At 62.6% G+C, this 22,894-nt stretch carries 17 protein-coding genes; 15 read left to right on the plus strand and 2 right to left on the minus strand.

The annotated features are described in order from the left end of the window. The first annotated feature begins 8 nt into the window (after nt 1–8). From XH91_RS39345 to XH91_RS07570, 7 genes are read left to right on the plus strand one after another with little or no spacing between them, the layout of a single operon-like run. The gene (locus XH91_RS39345) at nt 9–1,991 is read left to right on the plus strand and encodes a class I tRNA ligase family protein (RefSeq protein WP_245470853.1); all 1,983 of its coding nucleotides are present in this window, start codon (nt 9–11) and stop codon (nt 1,989–1,991) included. After that, the gene (locus tag XH91_RS07545; protein WP_128949994.1) at nt 1,988–2,308 is read left to right on the plus strand and encodes a phosphopantetheine-binding protein; all 321 of its coding nucleotides are present in this window, start codon (nt 1,988–1,990) and stop codon (nt 2,306–2,308) included. The genes XH91_RS39345 and XH91_RS07545 overlap by 4 nt, the downstream gene beginning before the upstream one ends. Further along, nucleotides 2,305–5,664, plus strand: coding sequence for a non-ribosomal peptide synthetase (locus XH91_RS07550; RefSeq protein ID WP_128949995.1), 3,360 nt, complete (start codon nt 2,305–2,307; stop codon nt 5,662–5,664). Before XH91_RS07545 ends, XH91_RS07550 begins: the two co-directional genes overlap by 4 nt. Nucleotide 5,665: 1 nt before the next feature. Continuing rightward, nucleotides 5,666–7,177, plus strand: coding sequence for an AMP-binding protein (locus tag XH91_RS07555; protein ID WP_128949996.1), 1,512 nt, complete (start codon nt 5,666–5,668; stop codon nt 7,175–7,177). Then, nucleotides 7,174–7,428, plus strand: coding sequence for an acyl carrier protein (locus tag XH91_RS07560; protein ID WP_128949997.1), 255 nt, complete (start codon nt 7,174–7,176; stop codon nt 7,426–7,428). The genes XH91_RS07555 and XH91_RS07560 overlap by 4 nt, the downstream gene beginning before the upstream one ends. Before the next feature lies 1 nt (nt 7,429). Further along, nucleotides 7,430–8,059, plus strand: coding sequence for a GNAT family N-acetyltransferase (locus XH91_RS07565; protein WP_128949998.1), 630 nt, complete (start codon nt 7,430–7,432; stop codon nt 8,057–8,059). Next, nucleotides 8,056–9,090: a C45 family autoproteolytic acyltransferase/hydrolase gene (locus tag XH91_RS07570; RefSeq protein WP_128949999.1), complete on the plus strand. Its 1,035-nt coding sequence runs from the start codon at nt 8,056–8,058 to the stop codon at nt 9,088–9,090. Before XH91_RS07565 ends, XH91_RS07570 begins: the two co-directional genes overlap by 4 nt. A gap of 43 nt (nt 9,091–9,133) precedes the next feature. On the opposite strand, the gene XH91_RS07575 is transcribed toward XH91_RS07570, so the two are convergent. Beyond that, nucleotides 9,134–10,048, minus strand: coding sequence for a beta-ketoacyl-[acyl-carrier-protein] synthase family protein (locus XH91_RS07575; RefSeq protein WP_128950000.1), 915 nt, complete (start codon nt 10,046–10,048; stop codon nt 9,134–9,136). A 105-nt stretch (nt 10,049–10,153) separates the two neighbouring features. Between XH91_RS07575 and XH91_RS07580 the strand changes: the two genes are divergently transcribed. Both XH91_RS07580 and XH91_RS07585 read left to right on the plus strand, forming a co-directional pair. After that, complete coding sequence (locus tag XH91_RS07580) at nt 10,154–12,415, plus strand: iron-containing redox enzyme family protein (RefSeq protein ID WP_206733520.1); 2,262 nt, start codon at nt 10,154–10,156, stop codon at nt 12,413–12,415. A gap of 30 nt (nt 12,416–12,445) precedes the next feature. After that, nucleotides 12,446–13,639, plus strand: coding sequence for an acyl-CoA dehydrogenase family protein (locus XH91_RS07585; protein ID WP_206736857.1), 1,194 nt, complete (start codon nt 12,446–12,448; stop codon nt 13,637–13,639). A 78-nt stretch (nt 13,640–13,717) separates the two neighbouring features. On the opposite strand, the gene XH91_RS07590 is transcribed toward XH91_RS07585, so the two are convergent. Continuing rightward, nucleotides 13,718–14,578, minus strand: a complete 861-nt coding sequence (locus tag XH91_RS07590) for an alpha/beta fold hydrolase (protein WP_128950001.1) — start codon at nt 14,576–14,578, stop codon at nt 13,718–13,720. A gap of 1,023 nt (nt 14,579–15,601) precedes the next feature. Here XH91_RS07590 and XH91_RS07600 point away from each other — a divergent pair. From XH91_RS07600 to arfA, 6 genes are all read left to right on the plus strand, one after another. Then, nucleotides 15,602–17,503: an ABC transporter substrate-binding protein gene (locus XH91_RS07600; RefSeq protein WP_128950002.1), complete on the plus strand. Its 1,902-nt coding sequence runs from the start codon at nt 15,602–15,604 to the stop codon at nt 17,501–17,503. A gap of 65 nt (nt 17,504–17,568) precedes the next feature. Beyond that, nucleotides 17,569–18,573, plus strand: coding sequence for an ABC transporter permease (locus XH91_RS07605; RefSeq protein WP_128950003.1), 1,005 nt, complete (start codon nt 17,569–17,571; stop codon nt 18,571–18,573). Beyond that, on the plus strand, nt 18,573–19,436 hold the full coding sequence (locus XH91_RS07610) for an ABC transporter permease (RefSeq protein ID WP_128950004.1): 864 nt from the start codon (nt 18,573–18,575) through the stop codon (nt 19,434–19,436). The genes XH91_RS07605 and XH91_RS07610 overlap by 1 nt, the downstream gene beginning before the upstream one ends. After that, complete coding sequence (locus tag XH91_RS07615) at nt 19,436–20,470, plus strand: ABC transporter ATP-binding protein (RefSeq protein WP_128954763.1); 1,035 nt, start codon at nt 19,436–19,438, stop codon at nt 20,468–20,470. The genes XH91_RS07610 and XH91_RS07615 overlap by 1 nt, the downstream gene beginning before the upstream one ends. Continuing rightward, nucleotides 20,463–21,329 (plus strand): ABC transporter ATP-binding protein, encoded by an 867-nt coding sequence (locus XH91_RS07620; RefSeq protein ID WP_128954764.1) that lies wholly within the window; start codon nt 20,463–20,465, stop codon nt 21,327–21,329. The genes XH91_RS07615 and XH91_RS07620 overlap by 8 nt, the downstream gene beginning before the upstream one ends. Further along, nucleotides 21,326–22,870 carry an arabinosylfuranosidase ArfA gene (gene arfA, locus XH91_RS07625; RefSeq protein WP_128950005.1) on the plus strand — a complete coding sequence of 515 codons (1,545 nt, stop codon included), beginning with the start codon at nt 21,326–21,328 and terminating at the stop codon, nt 22,868–22,870. Before XH91_RS07620 ends, arfA begins: the two co-directional genes overlap by 4 nt. Nucleotides 22,871–22,894: the final 24 nt, after the last annotated feature.

Here is a 22,894-nt window from a genome sequence, read left to right on the forward strand (position 1 = left end):
GCATCGAGATGGCCCCGGTTGGTAGCCTTGCCGGCCCAGGCGGAGCCGCAAGTTTCGGGCGCGTCTTGCCGGGAGGTGAGACAACACCGCACCAGCATGACGAAGCCGAGGCATTCGTCATACTCAAGGGCGCGGGCGAGCTGGTCGTCGACAACGTCATCCACGGCGTCGGCCCGGGCTCGGTCGCCGTATTCGAGCCCTTTGAAACACACACGTTGCGGAATTCGGGCGGCGTGCCGCTGGAGTTCTTGGACCTCTATGGCCGCGATCCAGCCCGCGCGGCCGAAGCGGCCAAGAAGACCGGCAAGGAGCGCTTTGCCGATCGGCCTGTCTTCGTCTTTTCGACGCCGCCCACGCCAAATGGCGACCTTCATCTGGGGCATCTCTCCGGCCCCTATCTCGGCGCCGACGTCTTCGTCCGCTTCCAACGCATGAACGGGGTCGCAGCCTATCACCTCACCGGCAGCGACGATTTCCAAAGCTACGTGGTCGCCCGCGCCAACCAGGAAAACACCGACCCTCCACGCGTCGCCGCGCATTATGCCTCGGAAATTCGCGCGACGCTTTCTCTCATCGACATCATGGTCGACCAGTTCACCGTGACCGGGACGGACCCGACCTACCGGAGAGGGCTGCAAAATTTCTTCTCGCGACTCGTTGGCTCGGGCGCCGTGCAGCGGCGAAAGGGTGAGGCGCTGTTCGATGGAGCGACCCAGAAATATCTCTATGAGGTCGACATCGGCGGGCTATGCCCGAATTGCTCGGCGCCGACCGGCGGCAACATCTGCGAGGAATGCGGCGAGCCCAATCTCTGCGTCGATATCGTCAACGCCAAATCCAAGCTTTCCGTGGCGGCACCGGCGCACGGGACGGCTGAACGCTACTCTCTGCCGCTACATGATTTCCGCGACACCGTGATGGCTCATCACCGTACCGGCAAGGTTTCGCCGCGACTTCAGGATCTGGCCCGGCGTGTCTTTGCACGGGGGGAATTTCATTTGCCCGTCACTCATCCAGCCGAGTGGGGCGTGCCGCCGGTTGAGCCGGTCGAAGGGCGCCAAGTCATCTGGGTTTGGCCCGAAATGGCTTACGGATTCCTGCATGGCATTGCTGAGCTTGGCCGCCGCCATGGCCAGGATTGGTCGGCCGACGCGCCGCAGCGTGAGTGGAAGATCGTCCACTTCTTCGGTTACGATAACAGCTTTTACCACACGATCCTGTATCCGGTGCTGTACGCTCTCGCCTATCCGGACTGGTCTTGCGACATCGAGTATAATGTCAACGAGTTCTACCTGCTCGATGGCAAGAAGTTTTCTACCAGCCGGCGACACGCGATCTGGGGCAAGGATATTCTGTCGCCCGAGACTGTCGATGCCGTGCGCTATTATCTCGCCCTGACGCGCGGCGAAACGGAGCGAACCAATTTCGAGCTGAAGAGCTGCCAGGCCGTCGTCTCTGGAACATTGATCGAGCGATGGCAAACCTGGCTGAACGGGCTGGGCGGTCGTATCGCCTCGCACTTCGACGGCCGCGCCCCGGATGCCGGCGTCTGGTCACCGATTCAGAGCGCTTTCCTCGCGCGGTTGCAGACACGGCTCGACACCATCGCGATACATTATGGCGCAGACGGCTTTTCGCTCAATGGCGTGATGCGCGAGCTCAATGCATTGGTCGACGACGTGATCCATTTCACGACGACGCACCAGTGCCTGTCCGGCAATTCCGATGCCTATGACGAGTGGCGCACCGTTATCGCGCTCGAGCTGGCGGCAGTCCGGTTGCTCGCTCAATGCGCTGCCCCGGTCATGCCGCGCTTCGCCGGCAAGCTGGCCGAGGCGATCGGCACCGATGACGCCACGTCGCATTGGTCGGATCGGGTGACGCTGCTGCGGCCCGGCGCCAAAATTACGCTTGCCGCGGCGTGCTTCTTCGCCGTTCCCGGTGCGGCATCGTCTGGCGACGCCGGGCAACTCGTCAGGAGCGCTCGGTGATGCTGACGCAGCCTCAGATACAAATCGACCTACAAGACCCGTCGCCAACCGATCCGGAAGCGGTCATACGGACGGAATTTGAAGCGACTCTCCGGGCGATCCTGCACCTCGCACCCGATGCACCAATCCGGTCGCAGGCGCCGGGTGATCTTGGCCTCACCTCGCTCGGCGCGATCACGTTGCAATACAAGCTGCAGACCGACTGGGGCATCGACCTTTCTGTCGGCGATATTCTGGGAGCAGAGACGGTCGACGCCCTCTTCGCTCTGGCGATCGCGCAGCGCGCCGCCTCTCAGCAAGAAGGAATCGTCATATGAGTACTGAGAGCATTCTGAGAGTTGTCGCCGAGCGCGGCCTCGTCTTGTTGCGCAACGGCTCGAACCTGCGCCTCGAGGGGCCTCGATCGGCGATTGACCCGGCGCTGATCGGACTGATCCGCAGCGCCAAGTCCGAGCTGATCGAGCATTTGCGGGCCGTGGCGAGGGACGACGGCGGCCGCATCGCGCTGACGCCGATGCAGGCAAGCTATTACTATGGTCGCCAGGATCACTTCGCGATGGGTGGCGTGTCTTCGCATGTCTACCGCGAGATTGAAGGCGTGTTTGATGCGGCTCGGCTGGAAGCGGCCCTGGCCACGGTCGTCGAGCGGCACGGCATGCTGCGCACCCGCTTTGCCGACGATGCGACGCAGGTCGAAGACAGTGTCGCAGAGTGTCAGCCGGTGCGGATCGCTGTAACGGATCTGCGCGGGCTGAACGGTGCCGACCAGCAAGCGATGCTGGATCGTACGCGGGCTGAAATGGCCCAGCAGGTGTTGCCGGCCAACCGCGCGCCGCTCATCGAGGTCCGGCTGACAATACTGGGCGACGCCAATATGATCCTTCATGTCAGCCATGACGGCCTCGTCATTGATGGCGGCAGCGCATTCCTGTTCTTCGAGGATTGGCGCCGGGCCTATGTCGCGCCGGACAGCGCGGGCCTGCGTGACGCCTTGCAAGTATCGTTTTTCGACTACGTTCGCGCGCTCGCCGCGTCGCACGCCGCACCGGAATATCGGCGTGCGCGCGATTACTGGCTGGGTCAGTTGGAAAGGATTCCGCCCCATCCGCAGCTGCCGCTGTGCGGCAACCCGGCGACAATGAGGGCGCCGGTCTCGGTCCGTCATGGATTTCGTATCGAGCCGGAGCGTTGGTCCGCGCTCAAGGCGCAGGCGGTCCGCCGCACGCTGACGCCGAATGCCGTGCTCGTTGCCGCCTATGCTGAGGTCTTGTCGCTTTGGGGCGCCGGCGAGCGCTTTACGCTCAACATCACCCTGGCAAACCGCCTACCGATCCATCCCGATATCGACCGCGTCATCGGCAATTTCACCGATTGCATGCTGCTACCGATCGAGATTGATGTCCGAGCCAATTTCGCGGAGCGCGCCGTCGCGATCCAGACCCGACTGCGCGAGGGATTGGATCATCGCCAATTCTCCGGTCTCGACGTCATGCGGGAAATCGGCCAGCGTGCCGGCACCGGTCAGGCAGCGCCGATGCCGTTCACCTTCAACAGCACGCTCGGAGCGGTGCCCGATGGTTCGGCGATCGCCGCCTGGGGGCGTGACGTCTATTCGGTTAGCCAGACACCGCAAGTATGGCTCAATGCCTTCGCACTGGAGAGCGACGGCGCTCTCGTCATCCAGATGGATTCGGTGGACGCGCTGTTTCCGGCAGGGCTGGTCGCCGCTCTGACCGGGGGCTATGAGCGGCTTCTCCTCGCACTCGCCGCCGGTGACGCGGCGTGGTGCCGCATCGATCATGAGCTTCTGCCGCACGACCAGTTCGCTCAACGCCGGGCAGCCAACGACACGACCGTCGCAATTCCTCCTGAGCAGCCCTATGCCCGCTTTCTGCAGCATGCCGCGTCGGCACCAGGCGCATTGGCGATCGAATCCGGCGCGAGGCGCCTCAGCTATGGCGAGTTGTGCGCCGGAGCGAGCGCGGTGGCGCGCTGGCTCAAACGCAACCGCATTGGCCGCAACGACCTGGTCGGCGTCGTGATGCACAAAGGGTGGGAGCAGATCGTCGCGATCCTCGGTGCGTGCCTCGCCGGCGCTGCCTATGTGCCGATCGAGGCGGGGCTTCCTGCGGCGCGGCGCGAGGCTCTGCTGTCGAACGGGTCGATACGGTGCTCGCTGGTGCAGGATGCCGCGATGCAAGACCCCGAGGGCAGGGCGTGCTTGATTGTCGATGATGCCTTTCTGGAGCAGGCTCAGCACACGGAAGCGGATACGCGGCCTGAGGAATTTGCTCCGGTCGATTCCGCACAAGACGATCTTGCCTATGTGCTCTATACTTCCGGCTCGACCGGCGTGCCGAAGGGCGTGATGGTTACCCGGCGCAACCTGATCAATCTGGTCGCCGATACGACAAGGCGCTTCGAGATTTGTGCCAAGGACCGCTTCTTCGCGGTCAGCAGCTGCAGCTTCGACCTCTCCGTCTTCGACATCTTCGGCGCGCTCTCGGTCGGTGCTGCGCTGGTGATTCCCGACGCGGCGCGTGCAGCAGACCCGGGACATTGGCTCGACCTCGCCGCACGGGCCGGCGTCACGGTGTGGAATTCGGTGCCGGCGATCGTCGGGTTGCTGGTCGATGAGGCCGTTGCGTCCGGCCGGGCGCTGCCGCGAACGCTGCGCCTCGTGCTCATGAGCGGCGACCGTATTCCGGCGACGCTGCCGGGGCGGATCGCGGCACTCCAGCCAGAGGTTCGGATCGTTAGCCTCGGCGGCCCGACGGAGACGACGGTGTGGAACATCTTTTACCCGATCGACCACCCCGGGGCGATCGACGGGCCGATACCGTACGGTAAGCCGAATGCCAATAACCGTGCCTATATCCTTGATGCGCAGCGCCGCGAATGTCCCGACTGGGTGCCGGGCGAACTCCATGCCGCCGGCGAGGGAGTTGCCAAGGGCTATTTCGGCAATCCGGCCCTGACCGCAGCCGCGTTCTTCGACCACGGGCCGCTGCGCGAACGGCTCTATCGTACGGGCGACAGCGCCCGCTATCGGCCGGACGGAAACATCGAAATCCTCGGCCGGGTCGATTTCCAGATCAAGCTCAATGGCTATCGCATCGACCCGGCGGAGATCGAATCCATACTGATCAATCAGCCGGGTATCGCCGCCGCCGCCGTGGTTGGCCGCAGCACCCGAGACGGTCCGCGGCTCGTTGCCTGTCTCGTCGAATCCGGCGACGGGACCACGGCGGCCGAATGCACTTTGACCGCAGCGCTCGAAGCGGCTCTGCCCGAGTACATGGTGCCGCGCCAATTCGTTTGGTTGGAGCGCCTGGCGTTGACCGGAAACGGCAAGGTCGACCGAGCCTTCCTTGCCCGGACTGCGATGCCGGACGCGCCGGACACGGCCACTGAAGCCGCTCCGGCCCCGCCAACCGAACTCGAGGCAAAGATTATCGAGATCTGGTCCGATATATTGCGTTGTGACGCGATTGATCCAGTCAGTGGATTCTACCAACTGGGCGGCACGTCGCTGTCCGGTGTCCGGCTCCTCGCCCGCATACGCAAGGAATTCGGCATCTCCGTGCCGATCGCCAAACTGGCGCGACTCGACACGCCGCGCAAGATGGCAAGTCACCTCGACCAGGCGCAATCGCACGCGAAGACCTCGTGACATGGAACAGATCATCAACCGGGTCGCGAATGGTCGGCCCTCGGCAGCGAAGTCGATCGCGATCTATGGCCCAGGCGGGAGAACCGTGCTGCCGCTATCCGAACTCGACCGGCTTGCTCGGAAGATGGCTGTGCATCTCCAGCGCCTTGGTATTTCCGCCGGTGATCGGATCGGCATCGTTGCCAGGAACCGGCTCGAATGGCTCTTGCTCGACTTGGCCGCGCTGAAGCTCAAGGCAGTCACCGCCGCTTTCGAGGCAGGGAAATTCCCGGCGACCGCCGCACTTGCCGAGCGATATGGGCTGCGCATCATCTTCAGCGATGAAGCGTCGGACGCATCTTGCATCCAGCCGATGGACAATTTGCTTGCCACGCTGGAAGCCCTGCCGCAGGATATCGACCTCCCTCCCGTCGCCTTTGCGCCCGACGACGTGACGACGATCAAATTCACGTCCGGGAGCACTGGTGAGCCCAAGGGCCTGGCGGCCACGGTCGGCAGCATCGACAGCTCGATTACTGCGACGCAGGCCCTCTTCTATCATGCGCCTGAAGACAAGCTCTTCATCTTCTTGCCGCTGTCGCTGCTGCAGCAACGCTATTGGGTCTATTCCGCGCTGGTCTACGGGCATGATGTCGTGTTGTCGACTTACGAATTGGCGTACTACGCGCTGTCGCGCGAGGCGCCGACGGTCGTGATGGGTGTTCCCGCTTTCTTCGAGACGTTGCGCAAGGCGATCGCAGCGCGCGCCGGGAGCGACGATCCGCCGGCACTCCGCCGCGCCGCAATCGACACCATGGGAGCTCGGATCCGTTATCTCTGGACCGGTTCCGCACCGGCCAGTCCGGACATGTTGCGCTTCTTCGAGGGTTGCGGCACGCCGATCTTTGAAGGCTATGGCATGAACGAGACCTGCATCGTCACCAAGAATGCGCCAGGTGCCCATCGACGCGGCAGCGTCGGCAAACCGATCGACGGCAAACGTGTCTCGATCGACGAGGAGGGCATCGTCGTCGTGCACAGCGCGTTCCCGGTGAATACGAGCTACCTGTTCTGCGCGCCTGGCGACTCTGAGCGCATCTTCCAGCCCGATGGCTCGGTGCGCACCGGCGATCTCGGCCGCATCGACGAGGACGGGTTTCTCTACATTCTGGGCCGAGCCGACGATATCGTCGTGCTCACCAATGGGCGCAACGTCCTGGTCCGGACGATCGAGGAAAAGCTTCGAACCTGTCCCGAGGTCGAGAACTGCATCGTTGTCGGTTCAGGCGAGGATCGCCTTTCGGCGATCCTTTGCGCGCCGCACGGTGAGGCGGCGCGCGATGCCATCAAGCGTCATATCGCCGATCTCAACGACACGAGCCGGCCGGATGAGCGTATCGGCGCGTTTCTCATCGTGGACGAGCCGTTCAGCATCGAAAACGGGCTGCTGACCTCGCAATACAAACCAAAGCGTAGGGCCATTCAGGCTCGATTTGCGAATGAAATCACCCAAGCGTCAAGGGGGGCCATATGAGCAATCTTCAGTCCACCGTCAAAAGAAACCTCGCAGATCTGCTTGATGTCGACGTCGATCGGATCGCCCTCGATGCCAACCTTTCCGATGAATACGGGCTGACGTCGCTCAATCTGGTGCTGCTCGTGACGTCGCTCTGCGAGGAGACGGGCATTCCCGTTTTCAATTTTACCGACAAGGATATCGCCAACCTGAAGACCCCGCGCGACGTTGTCACCATGTTCGCAACTGCCGGCCGCCAGGAGGCTTGACATGGCTTGGAAGGACCTCGCCGAGGTGCGGCTTGAAAACGATCATGCGCGGCTGCGGCCAATCGCGTTGACCGATCGTGCGGCGCTCGCCGAAATCGCTTTTGATGCCGATATCTGGCGTTACTTCGTGCAGCGGATCGACACGGACAGAGATCTTGACCGTTTCATCCAGCAAGCGGTCGAAGATACCGCCGCCACCCGCCGGGTCGTCTTTGCCGTCATCGACAAGGCGACGGGCTCGTTGGCCGGCAGCATGGCCTACGGCAATTTGGCTGAGGCCGACCGGCGGCTCGAAATCGGCTGGTCGTGGCTCGGCCGCGCCTATCGCGGGAAGGGGCTCAATCGTTGGGCGAAATTTCTGCTGCTGCAGCACGCCTTCGAACGGCTGGATTGCGAACGCGTCGAATTCAAGACTGACGTGCTCAATCTCCAGGCGCGCAAGGGCTTGCAGAACATTGGTGCGACCGAGGAGGGCGTGCTGCGGAGCTTCAACTACATGCCGGATGGGCGTCGCCGCGATGCGATCTATTACAGCATCCTGCGCCACGAATGGCCGATCGTTCGGTCCGGCCTGCTCAAGGAAGCGAAGCTGACCAGGGCAGCCAGCGAACTGGCTGGTGCGGGGCCGTGAAGCCGCTGTGCCTCGAGGGGTTGCCGCGCGAGCTCGGACGCGCCCACGGTGTGGCGCTCCGCCAGCAGATCCGCAGCTTTCTCGATGACGATCTGGCGCGGCTCAATCGCGTCTTGCCGCGGCAGATCGGCCTCACCACACTGGGGCCGGAGATTGCGGCCTATCGCCGCGAGATCGCCGCGGCGGCGCCGTCGCTTGCCGAAGAAATCGAGGGCCTGGCCGAGGGCGCCGAGATCGCGCCGGACGAAGCGATGCTGCTGCAAATACGCCGTGAGGTGATGGGCTATTCGCGCCTTTATACGGCTGGCGATTGTACGACATTGTGCCGGCGCGGCGACGACGGCCCCGTGCTTGCCCAGACGATCGACCTCAATGGCGATCTGGAGGACCAGATGGTCATTCTCCGGATTGCTCATCGGTCGAGTCCGCGGCAGGTCTTGCTGCTGAGCTTCACGGGGTTGCTCGGGTATCTCGGTCTCAACAGCGAGGGTTTGGCGATCGGGCTCAACCTTGTGCTCGGCGGCACGTGGGGCCCCGGCATCCCACCCTATCTCGCTATCCGCCATTTGCTCGACAGCTGCGGCGATATCGATTCATGCCTTGATTGGTTGTCGAGGGTGCGGCTCGCCAGTTCGCGTTCGCTCTTGCTATGCGATTCACAGCGCAGCGTGACCGTCGAACTCTGCGACGGGCAGCTTTCCGTCCGAGCCGGCACCACGCTCGTGCACACCAATCATTTCCTGTCGGAAGACTTTGTCGCAATGGACCAGATGAACCCATTCTCGCGCAATTCCTCGGTGCGCCGGCTGGAAGCGTGTCGCGCGCAGCTTGATCGTCTGGGGAGTCACGGAGGCCCGGAGGATTACATGGCCCTTTTGTGCCAGGAACCGATTTGCGTGTCCGACACCGGCAATATACGCCGCGAGAAGACCGTCGGCGCCGTGGTCATGTTGCCGAAGCATGGCATGCTCCATGTCCGGCGCGGCAATCCCGCGCTGGCGCGAACCGAAAAATTCTGTCTGGCCGCGTGAGATGGCCCGTCACCTCGCCGTTTCAGCCGGCCCAGGCCCAAATCTAGCTCTTGCGCAGCAATGCGCCGAAGCGGGCACCGGATACGCTCGATCCCAGGGCCAGCAACTCGCCCGGCCCCACCGAACCGCTTGCCGCCAAGTCGATCATGTTGATCAGCGGATCGCAGGAGAAGACGTGGCCGATACGTGGAATATTGTCGAGATGGAGCTGGTCGCGGCGGAACCCAGCCTGCTGCTCCTTCATGACCACGATCGGCTTCCACAGATTGTTGTGCGCGAGGCGCTTGATGTCGCGGAGATCGACCTCCGCCCGCGCGAACAGGTCGGCGTTCGCCCGCCGCGCCAGGTCGGCCGAGATCTCGCCATTTGGCTTCATCATTCGGGCATCAACTGCCGCGGCGGTGCCAAGCAGCTGGAATTCGCCACCTTGTCCGGCGCTGACGATGCAGCTTGCCGCCCCATCGCTGAACACGGCGAAAGGGCGCAGCCTTTCATCATGTACGCCGATCGTATCTCCGGCCGCAACCAGGATCGCCTGGTGCCGCCCGCCGCGGACCAGCGTCTCGGCCAGGCCAAGAGCGGATGTGAGGGTCGCACAGCGATTCAGGGTCACGCCGTACGGGATGGCTTGGTGCAGGCCCAGCGTCTCGAGCAGCCGGCCGATGAAATCGGCATGTCCGTCGACATCGGTCGGAAAGCGCGTTGCGCACAGGATGACGGCATCGACCGATGGTTGACCGGCGCCAAAATCCGCCAAGCTCCGGCGCGCCGTTTCGGCCAGCAGCTCGACCGTCGGCCTCGCCGTGACGCGAAAACGATCCCAGCCCCACAAGCCCGGGTCGTCGATCATCTGGTTTCGCGCGAGCCAATTGGCCAGACCGGGAATCTCCGTCACACGCCGCTCTTCTTCTCCGAGGACATAGTGACAGCCGTGAAGAGACAGTTTCTGGTTTTCCATGCCGCACCGATCCGCCGGTTGGTGTTACGGGAGCCACCATAGCGAGGTTGTGAAATGAAAGGCCTACCACAATCAATCGGTATATCATCCAAATCGGATACGGCCTTGAGTGACGTTCAAGGCGCCACCATACATCGCTTCCCTGGTGGCATGATCGGTCGGTTTCATTTCGACCCGGCGGCTCGACCGTTGGCCGATGCCGCATTGGCCGCGGAACCGGCGGAGATCGCCGCGCTCCTGTTGAAGGATTGCGAAAGTGAGGCGATGCTACTGGCCGCCAAGCAGATTCTGGATGCGACGCTGAGCGTCGCGGAGTGGGACGATGGAGCGCTGGGCGCGATGGTGCAGGCGCCCGTCCTCCGCGGCGGCCGCGTGGATCGGGAGCAACTGTGGCACTGGCTCGAAGCGCAGCGCACCGCTACCGCGGCGGCGCTCGACGGCGTGGTCGCGCTGGGAATGGCGGCGAGACACTCTCTCCTTCGCGGGCGGGCCGCGCTGTCGTTACTCGGCGATTGCTGGCTCGACACCGTGTCGCAACCCGCGACCCAGCCTGCCGCCATCGTCAACATCCTGTTCGGTCAACGATGGCTGCTTCTTGGCGAGGGCTGCCCAGCGCGGTCATGTGTCGCTTTGCGACGGCGGTCCCTCGAAGAGGCCGGCATTTTCCTGCCGTCGATCTCCGATGCAGGCTTTTTCCGCGCGGCCGCGACCGACCCGATGACGTCATTGCAGGCCGCCTTCCTGCTGTCGCTGTCTCGCTACCCTGCCACCTACCTTCCCGAGTTGGTCGGAATCCACGCCGCCTACCACGCCCTGGGGATCGATGACCGCGTTGCGGGGCTAGTCCCCTTCGTGACATCAGAAGCGGCATGGGAGGCCCTCGAGACCTATGTCGACGGGCTGCGAGATGACCCGGCGGGTGAAGCCTTGTCCCGCCGCCTCGTCGATGCGATGCGTGTCTTTGTCGGCCTCGAAAGGCGACAGGTGGCGATGCTGGCGAAGATGGCGGAGCTGGCCGGGCAATCGACCGACCGCTCCCTCGATCTGCAGGTCGCCGAGATTGTCCGGCGCCACGCGCCGTTTGCCGGAAAGCAGCATGGGCGCGTCCGGATCGGCGGAAAGCTGCTCTCCGAGCGTTTTGCTGAAACCAATCTGGATCTCGCCGGCTTCCTGCGGGATTTCAAGCGATCCAGCTATCTGCGAGCCGATGCGACAGGAAGCTGCCGCTTCGTCGACGCCATCAAATTCGGCGGGCCGATGTTCGGCATATTTTCCGAACAGGAAGCGGGCGTTCTCAAATCGTGGTTCCATCGAGCGGCTCAAACGATCGACGAGCCGATCATCCTGGTACCGGAGGGCCATGACGATTCGGTCGCGCGATTGTGGCTCGCCGGCATCCGCAATCGCTTACCACGCGACACCGTGTTCGAAGCTGCGCCCGATCTCGATGACCGGACGCTGTTCTATCGGCTGGTCAATATCGAGAATTTCGCGAACACATTGTCGGTCGCGCTGGAGCGGGCACGTGCGGGGCTGGCTCGGGCGGAAGTCCTGTTCAACGACGAGGCCGCGGGGCGATATACGGACGCTCGCTTTTTCGAATATTCCCCCGAGGCCCTGGAAGCCCGGGTCGAGTCGATCTATTGGCAGAAGCTCGTCGAACCCTATGCGCCACTCGACGACATCCCGCCCCGCGACGAGGTTGTGTTCGGTCAGAAATACTATGCGCTGGGCAATCTGATCGATGGTTGCTGGGCATTTCGAAGCAGCGGCACGGGCCGCTTCGAGCGAGCCGCAGATGTGACCTTGTTCAACATCTATGCCGATGAGATGGGGTTGGGGGATATCCAGAAGAACCACATCACGCTGATCTACCGGGTCCTGAGGAGCCTGGGGATCAACCTGCCGCATATCCGCGACGAAGCGTTCATCGATCAGGACGAGATCCCGGACAACTTCTATACTTTCCCGTTGAACCAACTGTCGCTCGGCCTATTTCCGAACCGCTTCCATCCCGAGATTCTGGGCTACAATCTCGGCGTCGAAATGTTTGGCCTCGGCGAGGTGCGGCTGCATGAGATCCAAAAGCTGAAGCACTGGGGCTTCGACCACATTTACGAGGATGTGCATCTGTCTATCGACAACCTCTCGGCCGGACATGCACGGCAAGCGGTGACGATCATCCAGGCGCATCTCGACGAAACGGAGCGGCGATACGGTGCCGCTGCAGGCGCGGCCGAGTGGCGCCGCATTTGGAACGGCTATGCTGCGTTTTCCTATTTCATGGAAGGTGGGACGCTGGAATCGCCACACTCTGTCATGATCGACGATGACGCGATCGGTGATCATTGTGCTTTGACGCTTTGACCGTTCGGCGCGCCGCCTTCGGAAGAGTTTTTGCAACACCGGTTCGAAGGAGCCGCCGTGAAAATATTCGATACCTCGGTGCTAAGACTGCCGCTCTACGAGGAACGGCACCGGCAGCTCGCAAGGCGAATTGAAAGCTGGGCCGACGAGATCTCGCCGGAACTCGGCGAGATCGAACGTCGCCCGCCCGCCGAGATGGGGCGCCATCTAACCGCCCTGTTCGGTCGAAACGGCTGGTACGCTGCCGTCGGCGGCGCCGATGCGGCCCCTGATTTCCGCAGCATCTGCTTGATCCGCGAGGGCTTCGCGTTCGTCCATGATTTGTGCGATTTCGCCTTCTCGATTCAGGCCCTCGCGGCTACGCCGCTCATCCGATACGGTTCTGCGGAGCAGCGTGCGACTCTGCTCCCCGACATATTGGCAGGTCGGTCGATCGGGTGTCTGGCCTTGTCCGAACCCGACGTCGGCTCGGACATTGCCAGCGTGTCTCTGCGTGCCGAACGTCGTGGCGAGTCCTATGTCCTGACCGGGACGAAGACCTGGATCTCCAACGCCGACATTGCCGATTTCGCGATTGTCCTGGCCCGAACGGCAGACCAGTCGGGGCCGCTCGGGCTCAGTTTGTTTTTCGTGCGCGCGCAATCGTCCGGAATGCGTGTCGTCGAGACGATTGAGGCGATGGCACCGCGCTCCTTTGGCAGCCTGAGCTTCGACGAGTGCATCGTGCCGGCGGCCCAAATGATCGGAAAGCCGGGGCTCGGCTTTCAAATCGCGGGCGAGATCCTCGAGCAGTATCGGATGACGGTCGGCGCCGCCGCGACCGGTTTCGCCCGCCGGGCGCGGAGCGCGGCGCTGAAATGGGCTCGCTCGAGACGCCTCTCGACCGGCACGGTCTGGGACATGCAATTGACCAAATCGAAACTCGCCGATAGCGAGGCGGCGCTGACCGCCAGCGCATTGCTCATCGCCCAGGCGGCGTGGGAAATCGACCAGCAGATCCGTGGTTATGGAAAGCACTCCAGCATCGCGAAACTGGTTGCGACGGAGCATGCACAGCGGATCATCGATGATGCAGTGCAGATCTTCGGCGCCGCGGGAATCGTGAAGGATACGGTCCCGGAACGGCTCTATCGACAGATCCGATCGCTGCGCATCTATGAAGGAACCTCGGAGATTCAGCGCCTGATCATCGCAAGCCATCTCCAGCACCCTGATATCGGATAGGCCCCCATTGCTTCGCCGGCGTGATCGCGGGGCTCTACGAGACGGGCAGGGATCTCGGGGCCAACAACGCCTACCCGGTCATAACCCACCGCCTGAGGTGCGCGGTCCGAGAAGAAACTGGTTGACCGCATCGGCAAATTCGTCCGGGTCTTCGACCATTACCGCGTGACCGGCATGAGAAATTTCGTGCAGCTGGCCGTCCTTCAACAAACGTATGATATCGAATGCTTCCTTTTTGCTTAGGACCGCGGAACCTCGGCCTCTTATCAACAATGTACGGCAGGAGATCTTGGAAAGAATGGGCCGGACGTCATCCGCTCGCGCCGATCCTGTGCCCATGATTTGCTGAATCCTCCGATCGACTCTGAGGACAAGTCGTCCATCGGCGCTCTCGCGCAGAGCATTGTCGACGATGTGACCGAGCATTCGTGGATGTGTCAGCGGTCGTTTGGCCGAGATCCAGGCGGCGTACTCGGCGAGCGAGCTGTAGCCATCGCACTGCTCCTGGAACTGCGAGAGAATATTTTCGGAAACGTCCGGTTCGGTGCTCAAAGAGAAATCTACCAGAACCAGGTCCGTTACGAGGTGCGGGACGGCTGCAGCAACCTGGAGCGCCACGGCCGCACCAAGGGAATGCCCTACAAGAGAGATATTCCGGAGTTTGTATTTCTGAATGAGATTGAGAACGTCCGTGGAATAGGATCCAACGCCATAATTTCCGGTTGGATCTTCGCCGGAATTTCCGTGCCCCCTGAAATCGATGATGATCGTGCGATAGTTTTTCGGCAAGCGAGGCGCAAAGTCGTTCCATACATAGCCACCTTCGCCGAAGCCGTGAAGAAGTATGCAAGTCGCGTCTCCACCACCACACTCCCTGATGTGGAAAGAGAATTGGTCTGCCCCAGGCGCCGGTGTGTGCAACAGGTCCGGCTCTTTCATAGACGACACCTTATCGTTCGTTCGATGAAGGACAGCTCCGATCACGGGGGCCCAAATGCTTCAAACGACAAAGAAGAGTTCTAGCAAAAGTAGCAAAATTCGCTGCCTGCCGATAGTGGATGGAGGGCTTCGACAACGCCGCTGGACTGGATCATTCGGGCCGGACGGATCTCGGTGCGTACTCATCGCTGCTTGCGCGATCCGCAACCGAAGCCGGACATGCTCGGCTATCTGCACTTTATTCCCTCGGCTCAATTCCGCCCCTGTTTCGCACCTCGTCAACCCCTCTCCGCAAAAATATTCCACTTTACCGAAATTCGGAAATGACGTATGTGTCGCCGCATCCCGGCTTATCCTTGAGGGGCGATCTCGAGTCGTCATGATTGCGAGCCGGGCTTGCGGTGGACGCGGGCAGCGTCGGGTGCGAGAGGCGCGGGCAGGGCGGGTAGTCCCTGTGAGCCCGAAGCCGCGCATCGACGAGCGGCGCTGTCAGGTTCGTCTCGCCGGCAATTCCCAGGCAATGTCGACAAGGCCGGGGAATATTGCGGCGGTCAAGCGAGCCGTGCGTACGGCAAAACCGTGTGGTCCTGGCCGTCGTCGCTACGGCCAAGCCTGTCGCGGAGGTGCAGGGAGCCCAACCGGGTGAAATGCACCATCCAATTCGCGAGGCGAGGGAGGCCAGAAGGAACTCGGCTCCCGGGAGAGCGCGGCATAAGCCGTCAACCCACTGCGCAGGGAAGGCCGAGTGTTTGGCACCACCTGTATGCTGCTGTGCGGTCTTTTTGCGCTACATCTTCGCGCAGCGGACCGCGGGTGCGAGGTCAGCACCCGGTCTTCCCTGCGCCCTCTTGGCTCAAGAGGGCGGAACGACCAGGCAAAGCTCGGGCGACATCCGCCGCGAGAACATGAGGGCGCGTCTGCACTTGCGCTGCCATCGAAGATTCCTGTTGTCGCGCGACTCCGGCGCCTCTAGCATCGCGTCAAAAGAAAAGGCGTCGGGACGAAATTTGCCGCGAGGACATCATGCGCTGCATCCGTGCATTGCTGCTGGCCGCTTGTGTGCTGGGATCGCTGCTGCTCGCATCAGTGGAACCTGGTCATGCGCAGGGAATTCCGCAAGACATTCCGAGGAAGGATCTGCTGATCCTCGAGAACCCGGAAGGCACGGTCAAGAATGCCGGTTGGTTCAACATCTGGGTGATCAACGCCGGCGCGCAGTCCAATGGGCTGCAGCAGGCCGCGCTTGATACGCTCTGGTACATCGATCCCGAGAGCGGTCTCGACGGCGTCTGGGACAATTCGCTCGCCGCCGACAAGCCGCAATACAACGCCGACTTCACTGAAATGACGGTCAAGCTGCGCAGCGGCATCTTCTGGAGCGATGGCGTCGAATTCACCGCCGACGACGTCGTCGCAACCGTGATGACCCAGATCAAGCATCCGGCCATGCGTTTCAGCGCGGTGCTGGCGAGCAACGTCGCCTCGGTCGAGGCGCCGGATGCCCGCACCGTCGTGTTCAAGCTCAAGAAACCCAATTCACGCTTCCATACCAATTTCACGGTGCGCTGGGGCGCGGTGTGGATCCTGCCCAAGCACGTCTTCGACAAGGTCGAGGATCCCGTCAAATTCGATTTCAACAAGCCGATCTCGCTCGGCGCCTATGTGCTGCACAGCTACGATCCCGACGGCAAATGGTACATCTGGCAGCTTCGCGATGACTGGCAGCGCACCACGCTCGCGCGCTTCGGCAAGCCGGGGCCGAAATATCTCGCTTACGTCGATCCCGGACCGCCCGACAAGCGGGTGATCGCGCAGCTCAACCACGAGCTCGATGTGATCCACGACATCGCGCCGGAGGGCATGTTTGCCCTCGCCAAACAGAGCAAGACGACGCGGGCCTGGTTCAAGGGATTCCCTTACGGCCATCCCGATCCGACGCTTCCGGCCGTCATCTTCAACACCCAGAATGAGAACTTCAAGAATCCGGACGTGCGGTGGGCGCTGGCGCTGCTGATCGACATCAAGGCCGTGGCGATGGCGGCCTATCGTGGCGCCGCCACCATATCGGCGATCGGCGTGCCGCCGACAGGCACCCATCCGGCGACCTATCACGCGCCGATGGAAGACTGGCTCAAAAGCTTCGAAATCGACACCGGCAAGCGCAAGATCAAGCCGTACGACCCGACCATCGGTAAGCAGATTGCCGACATGTTGCGGCCGTCGATGGGCGAACAGATCCCGACCGATCCGGCTGAGATCGCCAAGGCGTTCGGCCGAGGCTGGTGGAAGACTGATCCGGTCGCGGCGCAGGAGCTTCTGGAGAAGGCCGGCTTCAGCAAGCGCGGCGGCGCCTGGGTCACGCCTGACGGAAAGCCCTTCACCGTCCGCGTCATGGTCGAGGGCGATCTGCGTCCGGTGATGACGCGAGCCGGAACGATGATCGTGCAACTGTGGAAGCAGGCCGGCATCGACGCCAGGATCGACGTCGCGCAAGGCACGCTGCCGACACGGCGGGCCGCCGGAGATTTCGACACCTTCATCGGCTGGAGCGTGGAGACCTGGGGCGGCCACCAGGACTTGTCCTACTTCCTCGACAGCTGGCATTCGCAATTCGTCGCCGAGCCGGGCAAGCCGCAGCCGCTGCGCAACTGGCAACGTTGGTCCAGTCCCGCGCTCGACAAGATCATCGAGGAGATCCGCACCGTCGGTTTCGACGATCCCCGATCGATCGAGCTCGGCAAGGACTACGTCAAACTCGCGGTGAAGGAGATGCCGACCATTCCGCTGATGGCCTACAACGTGTTCACCGCAATGGACCAGACCTACTGGACCGGCTTTCCGACTGCAGAGAATCCCTACACCAATCCCGTGCCGAACTGGGGCAATTCGCGCTACATGTTCGTCCGGCTGAAGCCGGCAAATTAGCAAGCGATGATCGTGGTGCACTCGCAGCTGCCTCAACGACCTTGCCGAGAGTCCCGGGTGCTGCCGTGAGCGGGTACGCCGGCTACGTCGGCCGCCGGCTCGCGCAGTTCCTGCTCGTTGTCTTCATCGGCATCAACATCGCCTATGTCGTGACCCATGCTTCGCCGATAGATCCGGTCGAGCAATCGATCTCGGCGGTGACTTCCTTCGGCAACACCGCGCCTGAAGCGATCGATCGGATGCGACATTCGTTGCGCGAGCTCTATGGTCTCGGCGGCACGCCCGTTCAACAATATCTGACGTTCTGGAAGCGGATCCTGAGCGCCGATTTTGGCCCCTCGCTGTCGGCATTTCCAACGCCCGTCGGCACCCTGATTGGACGTGCGCTGCCGTGGACGGCGGGCCTGCTCACGGTTTCGACCATCATTGCCTGGGTGCTTGGAAACCTGCTGGGAGGCCTTGCCGGCTACTACCGGCAGAGCCGCGGGCTGAAGCTGATGGGAGTGATCGCCATGGGCCTTCATCCGATCCCCTATTACATCCTGGCCATGCTGCTGCTGATCCTGTTCGGCTTCATCTGGCCGGTGCTGCCGATCAGTGGTGGGGCGACGATGAATCTGCCGCAGACCCTGACACCCGAATTCGTCTGGAGCGTGCTGCAACACGCGATCCTGCCGGCGCTCTCGCTGATCCTGATCGGTGTGGGGAGCTGGTTTCTCGGCATGCGTTCGCTGGTCTCCAATGTCCTCGCCGAGGATTACGTCGTCTATGCCGAGCTTGCCGGCGTGAAGTCCTGGCGCATCCTGACATCCTATGTGATGCGCAACGCGCTCGTGCCGCAGGTCACGGGCCTTGCGATGTCGCTCGGCGGCATCTTCAACGGCGCCGTGATCACCGAAAAGGTGTTCGGTTATCCAGGCCTCGGCTCGCTCCTGGTCGATGCCGTCTATGCCGGCGACTACGGTCTTGTCCTCGGTGTTACCACCATCTCGATCCTCGGCGTGTCGGTTGGCGTGCTCGCAATCGACCTTCTGTACCCGCTGCTCGATCCCCGGGTGAAAGTCAGCTGATGCGCGTCTTTCTCCGCGATTTGCTGCGCTACAGGGCCGAATTCCGGATCGGGCTCGTGCTGGTTGCGCTCGTCCTGCTGCTGTCCGTGCTGGCGAGCTTCTCGCCATACCCGCCTGACAGCGTCTATGTGGTGCCGCCGGATCTGCCACCGTCGCCGACATACTGGTTCGGCACCACGTCGCGCGGGCAGGACGTGTTCTGGCAATTGAGCTTCGCCATCCGGAATACATTGCTGTTCGGCGGCACGGTGGCGCTGGTCAGCCGCCTGGTCGCGCTCGCGGTCGGGCTCATCAGTGGTTACAAGGGCGGCTGGATCGATCGCGCCTTGATGTCCGTGAACGATACCTTCATCGTCATCCCGCTGCTGCCGATCCTGGTGCTGTTCTATTTCGTGATGCGCGACCGCATCTCGTGGCTGATGCTGGCGCTGATCATGGCCTGTTTCGGCTGGGCTTACGATGCGCGGCTGATCCGCTCGGTGGTCTTGAGCTTGCGGCAGCGCGAATTCACCCAGACCAGCTTGTTCTCCGGAATGAGCACGCGGCAGATCCTGACCGAGGAACATCTGCCCTACGTCGTGCCGATCCTGTTCTCCACGACCATGAACAACATGGTGTGGTCGATCGGGCTCGAGGTGACGCTTGCCGTGCTCGGCTTCACCGACATCAACACCCCGACGATCGGCGGTATGATCTATTGGGCCAACCAGCATATGGCGATGGTTGCGGGTATCTGGTGGTGGATCGCCTTTCCGACCATCGCGGTGATCATGGCGTTTATCGGGCTCTTCCTGCTCGCGGTCTCGGTGAACGCCCATCTCGATCCGAGAAGCCGCCTCTGGAGCACGGGAGAGGCTTCGTGATGCACGCGAGCGCCGAGCAGCCGCACGGGGATCAAGAGGCTCAGCCGCTTCTCGTCGTTCGCGATCTGCAAGCCCATTATCGGACCAGCCATGCCGGTGTCAGGCGCGGCATCCGGGCGGTCGACGGTGTCAGCTTCGCCGTGCGCCGCGGCGAGATCTATGGTCTCGCCGGGGAATCGAGCTCCGGCAAGACCACACTGATCAAGAGCATTGCGGGTGCGATCAAGCCTCCGCTCGAGATCGTCGGCGGAAGCATGGAGTTTGCGTTCCTGCCCGGCTATGGCGGATTGCACCGTGCACCGCCAGCGGAATTGGAGCGAATACGCTGGCGGCGACTGTCCTACATCATGCAGGGTTCAATGAACGTGCTGAACCCGGTGCGTCGTGTCCGGTCCTCGTTCGTGGATTTCGCCTATCCGCATATCGGCGGCAGCCGAAAGCAGTTCGAGCAGCAAGTGGTCGCCCATCTGGCTCGCGTCAAACTCGATCCTTCGGTGCTGTCAGCCTTTCCACACGAGCTCTCGGGCGGGATGCGGCAACGCGCCGCGCTTGCGCTCGCGACGATCTGCCGGCCCGGATTTATCATTGCCGACGAGCCGACCACCGCGCTCGACGTGGTGGTGCAGAAGGAGGTGCTCGGCATGATCCGCGGGATTCAGCGCGAGACCGGCTCGTCGGTTCTGTTCGTCACGCATGACATGGGCGTGCATGCGCATATTACCGACCGCCTCGCGATCATGTATGCCGGGCGCCTCGTGGAGGAGGCCGCGACCGGGGAGATCTTCCGAAACCCGCTGCATCCCTACACCAAGAACCTGATCTCGAGCCTTCCGCGCATCGGCGAGAACGCGCCGCGCGCAGGGCTTGGCGGCGCGCCGCCGAACCTGGCCGATCCCCCGTCGGGTTGCCGCTTCCATCCGCGCTGTCCGCTCGCAAGCGAGATCTGCAGCCGTGAGGTTCCCGTGATGCGTGAAGCGCGTGCCGGCCATCGCGTTGCATGCTTTGCGGTCAATGGGACGACAGGACATGAATGATCTTCTGCTCGATGTCATCGACGTCGGCAAAACCTTCGTTCGCGGAGGGCTGTTGTCGCGGGAGAAGATCGTTGCGGTGAACAAGGTGAGCGTGCAGCTCTCCGCCGGGCGGCCGGAGATCCTGGCGATCATCGGCGAATCCGGCAGCGGCAAGACGACCCTTGCCCGGATGATCCTGAACATGGAAACACCGACCAGCGGCAGGCTGCTGCTCGACGGCATCGACCTTGCGGCCATCAGCGGCAGTGCCGGTCGGCTGGCGTTCATGCACAAGGTGCAGCCAATCTTTCAGAATCCGTTTGAATCCTTCAACCCGCTGAAGCGCGTCGAGCGGTATCTGCTTATGACGCGACGCCGATTTGCCGGGACGGCAAGTGAGATCACGGATGTGGCGGCCGTCGATGCGGCGCTGCACAAGGTGGGTTTGTCGCTCAAGGAGGTGAGCGGCCGATACCCGCACGAGCTGTCCGGCGGGCAGCTCCAACGAGTCGCGATTGCGCGGGCGCTGCTGGCCGAGCCGAAATTGGTCGTGGCGGATGAGCCGGTCTCCATGATCGATGCGTCCCTGCGCATGTCCATCGTCAATCTGTTCAGGACGTTGCGGGACGAGCTGGGGATATCGATCATCTACGTCACGCACGATCTGGCGACCGCCTACTACATCAGCGATCGTATCGTGATCATGCAGAAGGGCAGCGTCGTCGAAAGTGGTGATGCGAGAGCGGTGCTGAGGGCGCCGCGGCATCCCTATACGCATCAATTGCGCGAAGCCGTGCTATTACCCGAGGTCGCCAACGTTCCGAACGTCACGGCCAGCATGAATGATCTCAGCCCCGGAGCACCCGAGAGGAGAGCATGAGGAAAGCCAGAGTTCTGATCGACCGCGACTTCGCCATCGGTCACACCGACCCTCGCTTGTTCGGTGCGTTCGTCGAGCATCTCGGGCGATGCGTCTATGGCGGCATCTACGAACCCGCTCACCCGACAGCGGACGAAAGGGGATTTCGGAAGGACGTGCTCGCTCTGGTGAAGGAGCTCGGCCCGACGCTCATCAGATATCCCGGCGGTAATTTCGTCTCGGGCTACAATTGGGAGGACGGCGTCGGCCCGCAGGAGACGAGGCCGGCGCGCCTTGACCTCGCCTGGTTCAGTACCGAGCCGAACAGCTTTGGCACCAATGAATTCATGGACTGGTGCAGGGCCGCCGACGTTGCGCCGATGATGGCGGTCAATCTCGGCACCCGCGGCGGCGATGCCGCGCGCAATCTGGTCGAATATTGCAACCATCCGGGCGGCACGGCCTGGTCGGAGCTGCGCCGTAGCCATGGCTGGGACAAGCCGCACGGCGTCAAGCTGTGGTGCCTCGGCAACGAGGTCGATGGGCCCTGGCAGATGGAGCACAAGAGCGCCGCCGACTACGGTGCCCTCGCGCGCGAAGCCGCCAAGATGATGCGCTGGATCGACCCGACCATCGAGCTGGCGGCATGCGGCTCATCGGGGCGCAACATGCCGACCTTCGGCCAGTGGGAGGACACGGTCCTCGAGCACACTTTCGATCACGTCGAGTACATATCGCTTCATACCTATCTCAACAATTACAAGCAGGATACGGCCTCGTTTCTCGCCAGCCCCGATTTGATGGACAGCTTCATCGACGAGGTCGTCGCGATCGCTGACGCGGTGGCGGCCAGGCGGCGTTCCAACAAGCGCCTGATGCTGAGCTTCGATGAATGGAACGTCTGGTACCGAACCCGCCGCAACCGCGCCGACCGGGTCAAAGAGGGCTGGCCGGTGGCGCCGCCGATCCTCGAGGAAATCTACACGATGGAGGACGCGCTCGCCTTTGGCGGCGCCTGCATTTCCCTGCTCAATCATGCCGATCGAGTCAGGGTTGCCTGCCTCGCGCAGCTCGTCAACGTCATCGCACCGATCATGACCGAGACGGGAGGCGGCGCCTGGCGCCAGACCACCTTCTATCCGTTCGCGCACATGACCCGCTTCGGCCGCGGCAAGGTCTTGCGCACGCAGGCGGAGTCCGAAACCTACGATTCCCAGTATTACGATCCCCGTGGCACCCAGGAGCAGTTCTTTCCCGTGCCGAACGTGCCGTACCTGAAGATCGCGGCCGTGGCGTCAGAGGATGGCGGCCTGTCGCTGTTTCTGCTCAATCGCGACCTGAAGCAGGAGATGGAGGTGAGCGTCGAGGCAAGAAGCTTCGGCCGGCTGACGGTGAGCGAGCGGCTCGAACTGCGGCATGATGATCTCAAGGCGACGAATACCAAAACCGCGCCAAGCAAGGTCAAGCCGGCGCCGCTGCAGAGTGTGTCCTTCGACGGTGGACGATTGCAGACGACGCTCAAGCCGGCGTCATGGAACGTGATTCATCTGTCGGCAGGCTGAGGATGGCAAGGCTCAGGCGGATGC

The organism is Bradyrhizobium guangzhouense (genome assembly GCF_004114955.1).
Taxonomy (GTDB): Bacteria; Pseudomonadota; Alphaproteobacteria; order Rhizobiales; family Xanthobacteraceae; genus Bradyrhizobium; species Bradyrhizobium guangzhouense.

What these genes read in the sequence shown, in the direction of transcription:
- XH91_RS07620 (WP_128954764.1), top strand. Translation starts at nt 20,463, where the DNA reads ATGAATGATCTTCTGCTCGATGTCATCGACGTCGGCAAAACCTTCGTT.
- XH91_RS39345 (WP_245470853.1), top strand. Translation starts at nt 9, where the DNA reads ATGGCCCCGGTTGGTAGCCTTGCCGGCCCAGGCGGAGCCGCAAGTTTC.
- XH91_RS07565 (WP_128949998.1), top strand. Translation starts at nt 7,430, where the DNA reads ATGGCTTGGAAGGACCTCGCCGAGGTGCGGCTTGAAAACGATCATGCG.
- XH91_RS07610 (WP_128950004.1), top strand. Translation starts at nt 18,573, where the DNA reads ATGCGCGTCTTTCTCCGCGATTTGCTGCGCTACAGGGCCGAATTCCGG.
- XH91_RS07560 (WP_128949997.1), top strand. Translation starts at nt 7,174, where the DNA reads ATGAGCAATCTTCAGTCCACCGTCAAAAGAAACCTCGCAGATCTGCTT.
- XH91_RS07575 (WP_128950000.1), bottom strand. Translation starts at nt 10,048, where the DNA reads ATGGAAAACCAGAAACTGTCTCTTCACGGCTGTCACTATGTCCTCGGA.
- XH91_RS07590 (WP_128950001.1), bottom strand. Translation starts at nt 14,578, where the DNA reads ATGAAAGAGCCGGACCTGTTGCACACACCGGCGCCTGGGGCAGACCAA.
- XH91_RS07555 (WP_128949996.1), top strand. Translation starts at nt 5,666, where the DNA reads ATGGAACAGATCATCAACCGGGTCGCGAATGGTCGGCCCTCGGCAGCG.
- XH91_RS07615 (WP_128954763.1), top strand. Translation starts at nt 19,436, where the DNA reads ATGCACGCGAGCGCCGAGCAGCCGCACGGGGATCAAGAGGCTCAGCCG.
- XH91_RS07600 (WP_128950002.1), top strand. Translation starts at nt 15,602, where the DNA reads ATGCGCTGCATCCGTGCATTGCTGCTGGCCGCTTGTGTGCTGGGATCG.
- XH91_RS07550 (WP_128949995.1), top strand. Translation starts at nt 2,305, where the DNA reads ATGAGTACTGAGAGCATTCTGAGAGTTGTCGCCGAGCGCGGCCTCGTC.
- arfA (WP_128950005.1), top strand. Translation starts at nt 21,326, where the DNA reads ATGAGGAAAGCCAGAGTTCTGATCGACCGCGACTTCGCCATCGGTCAC.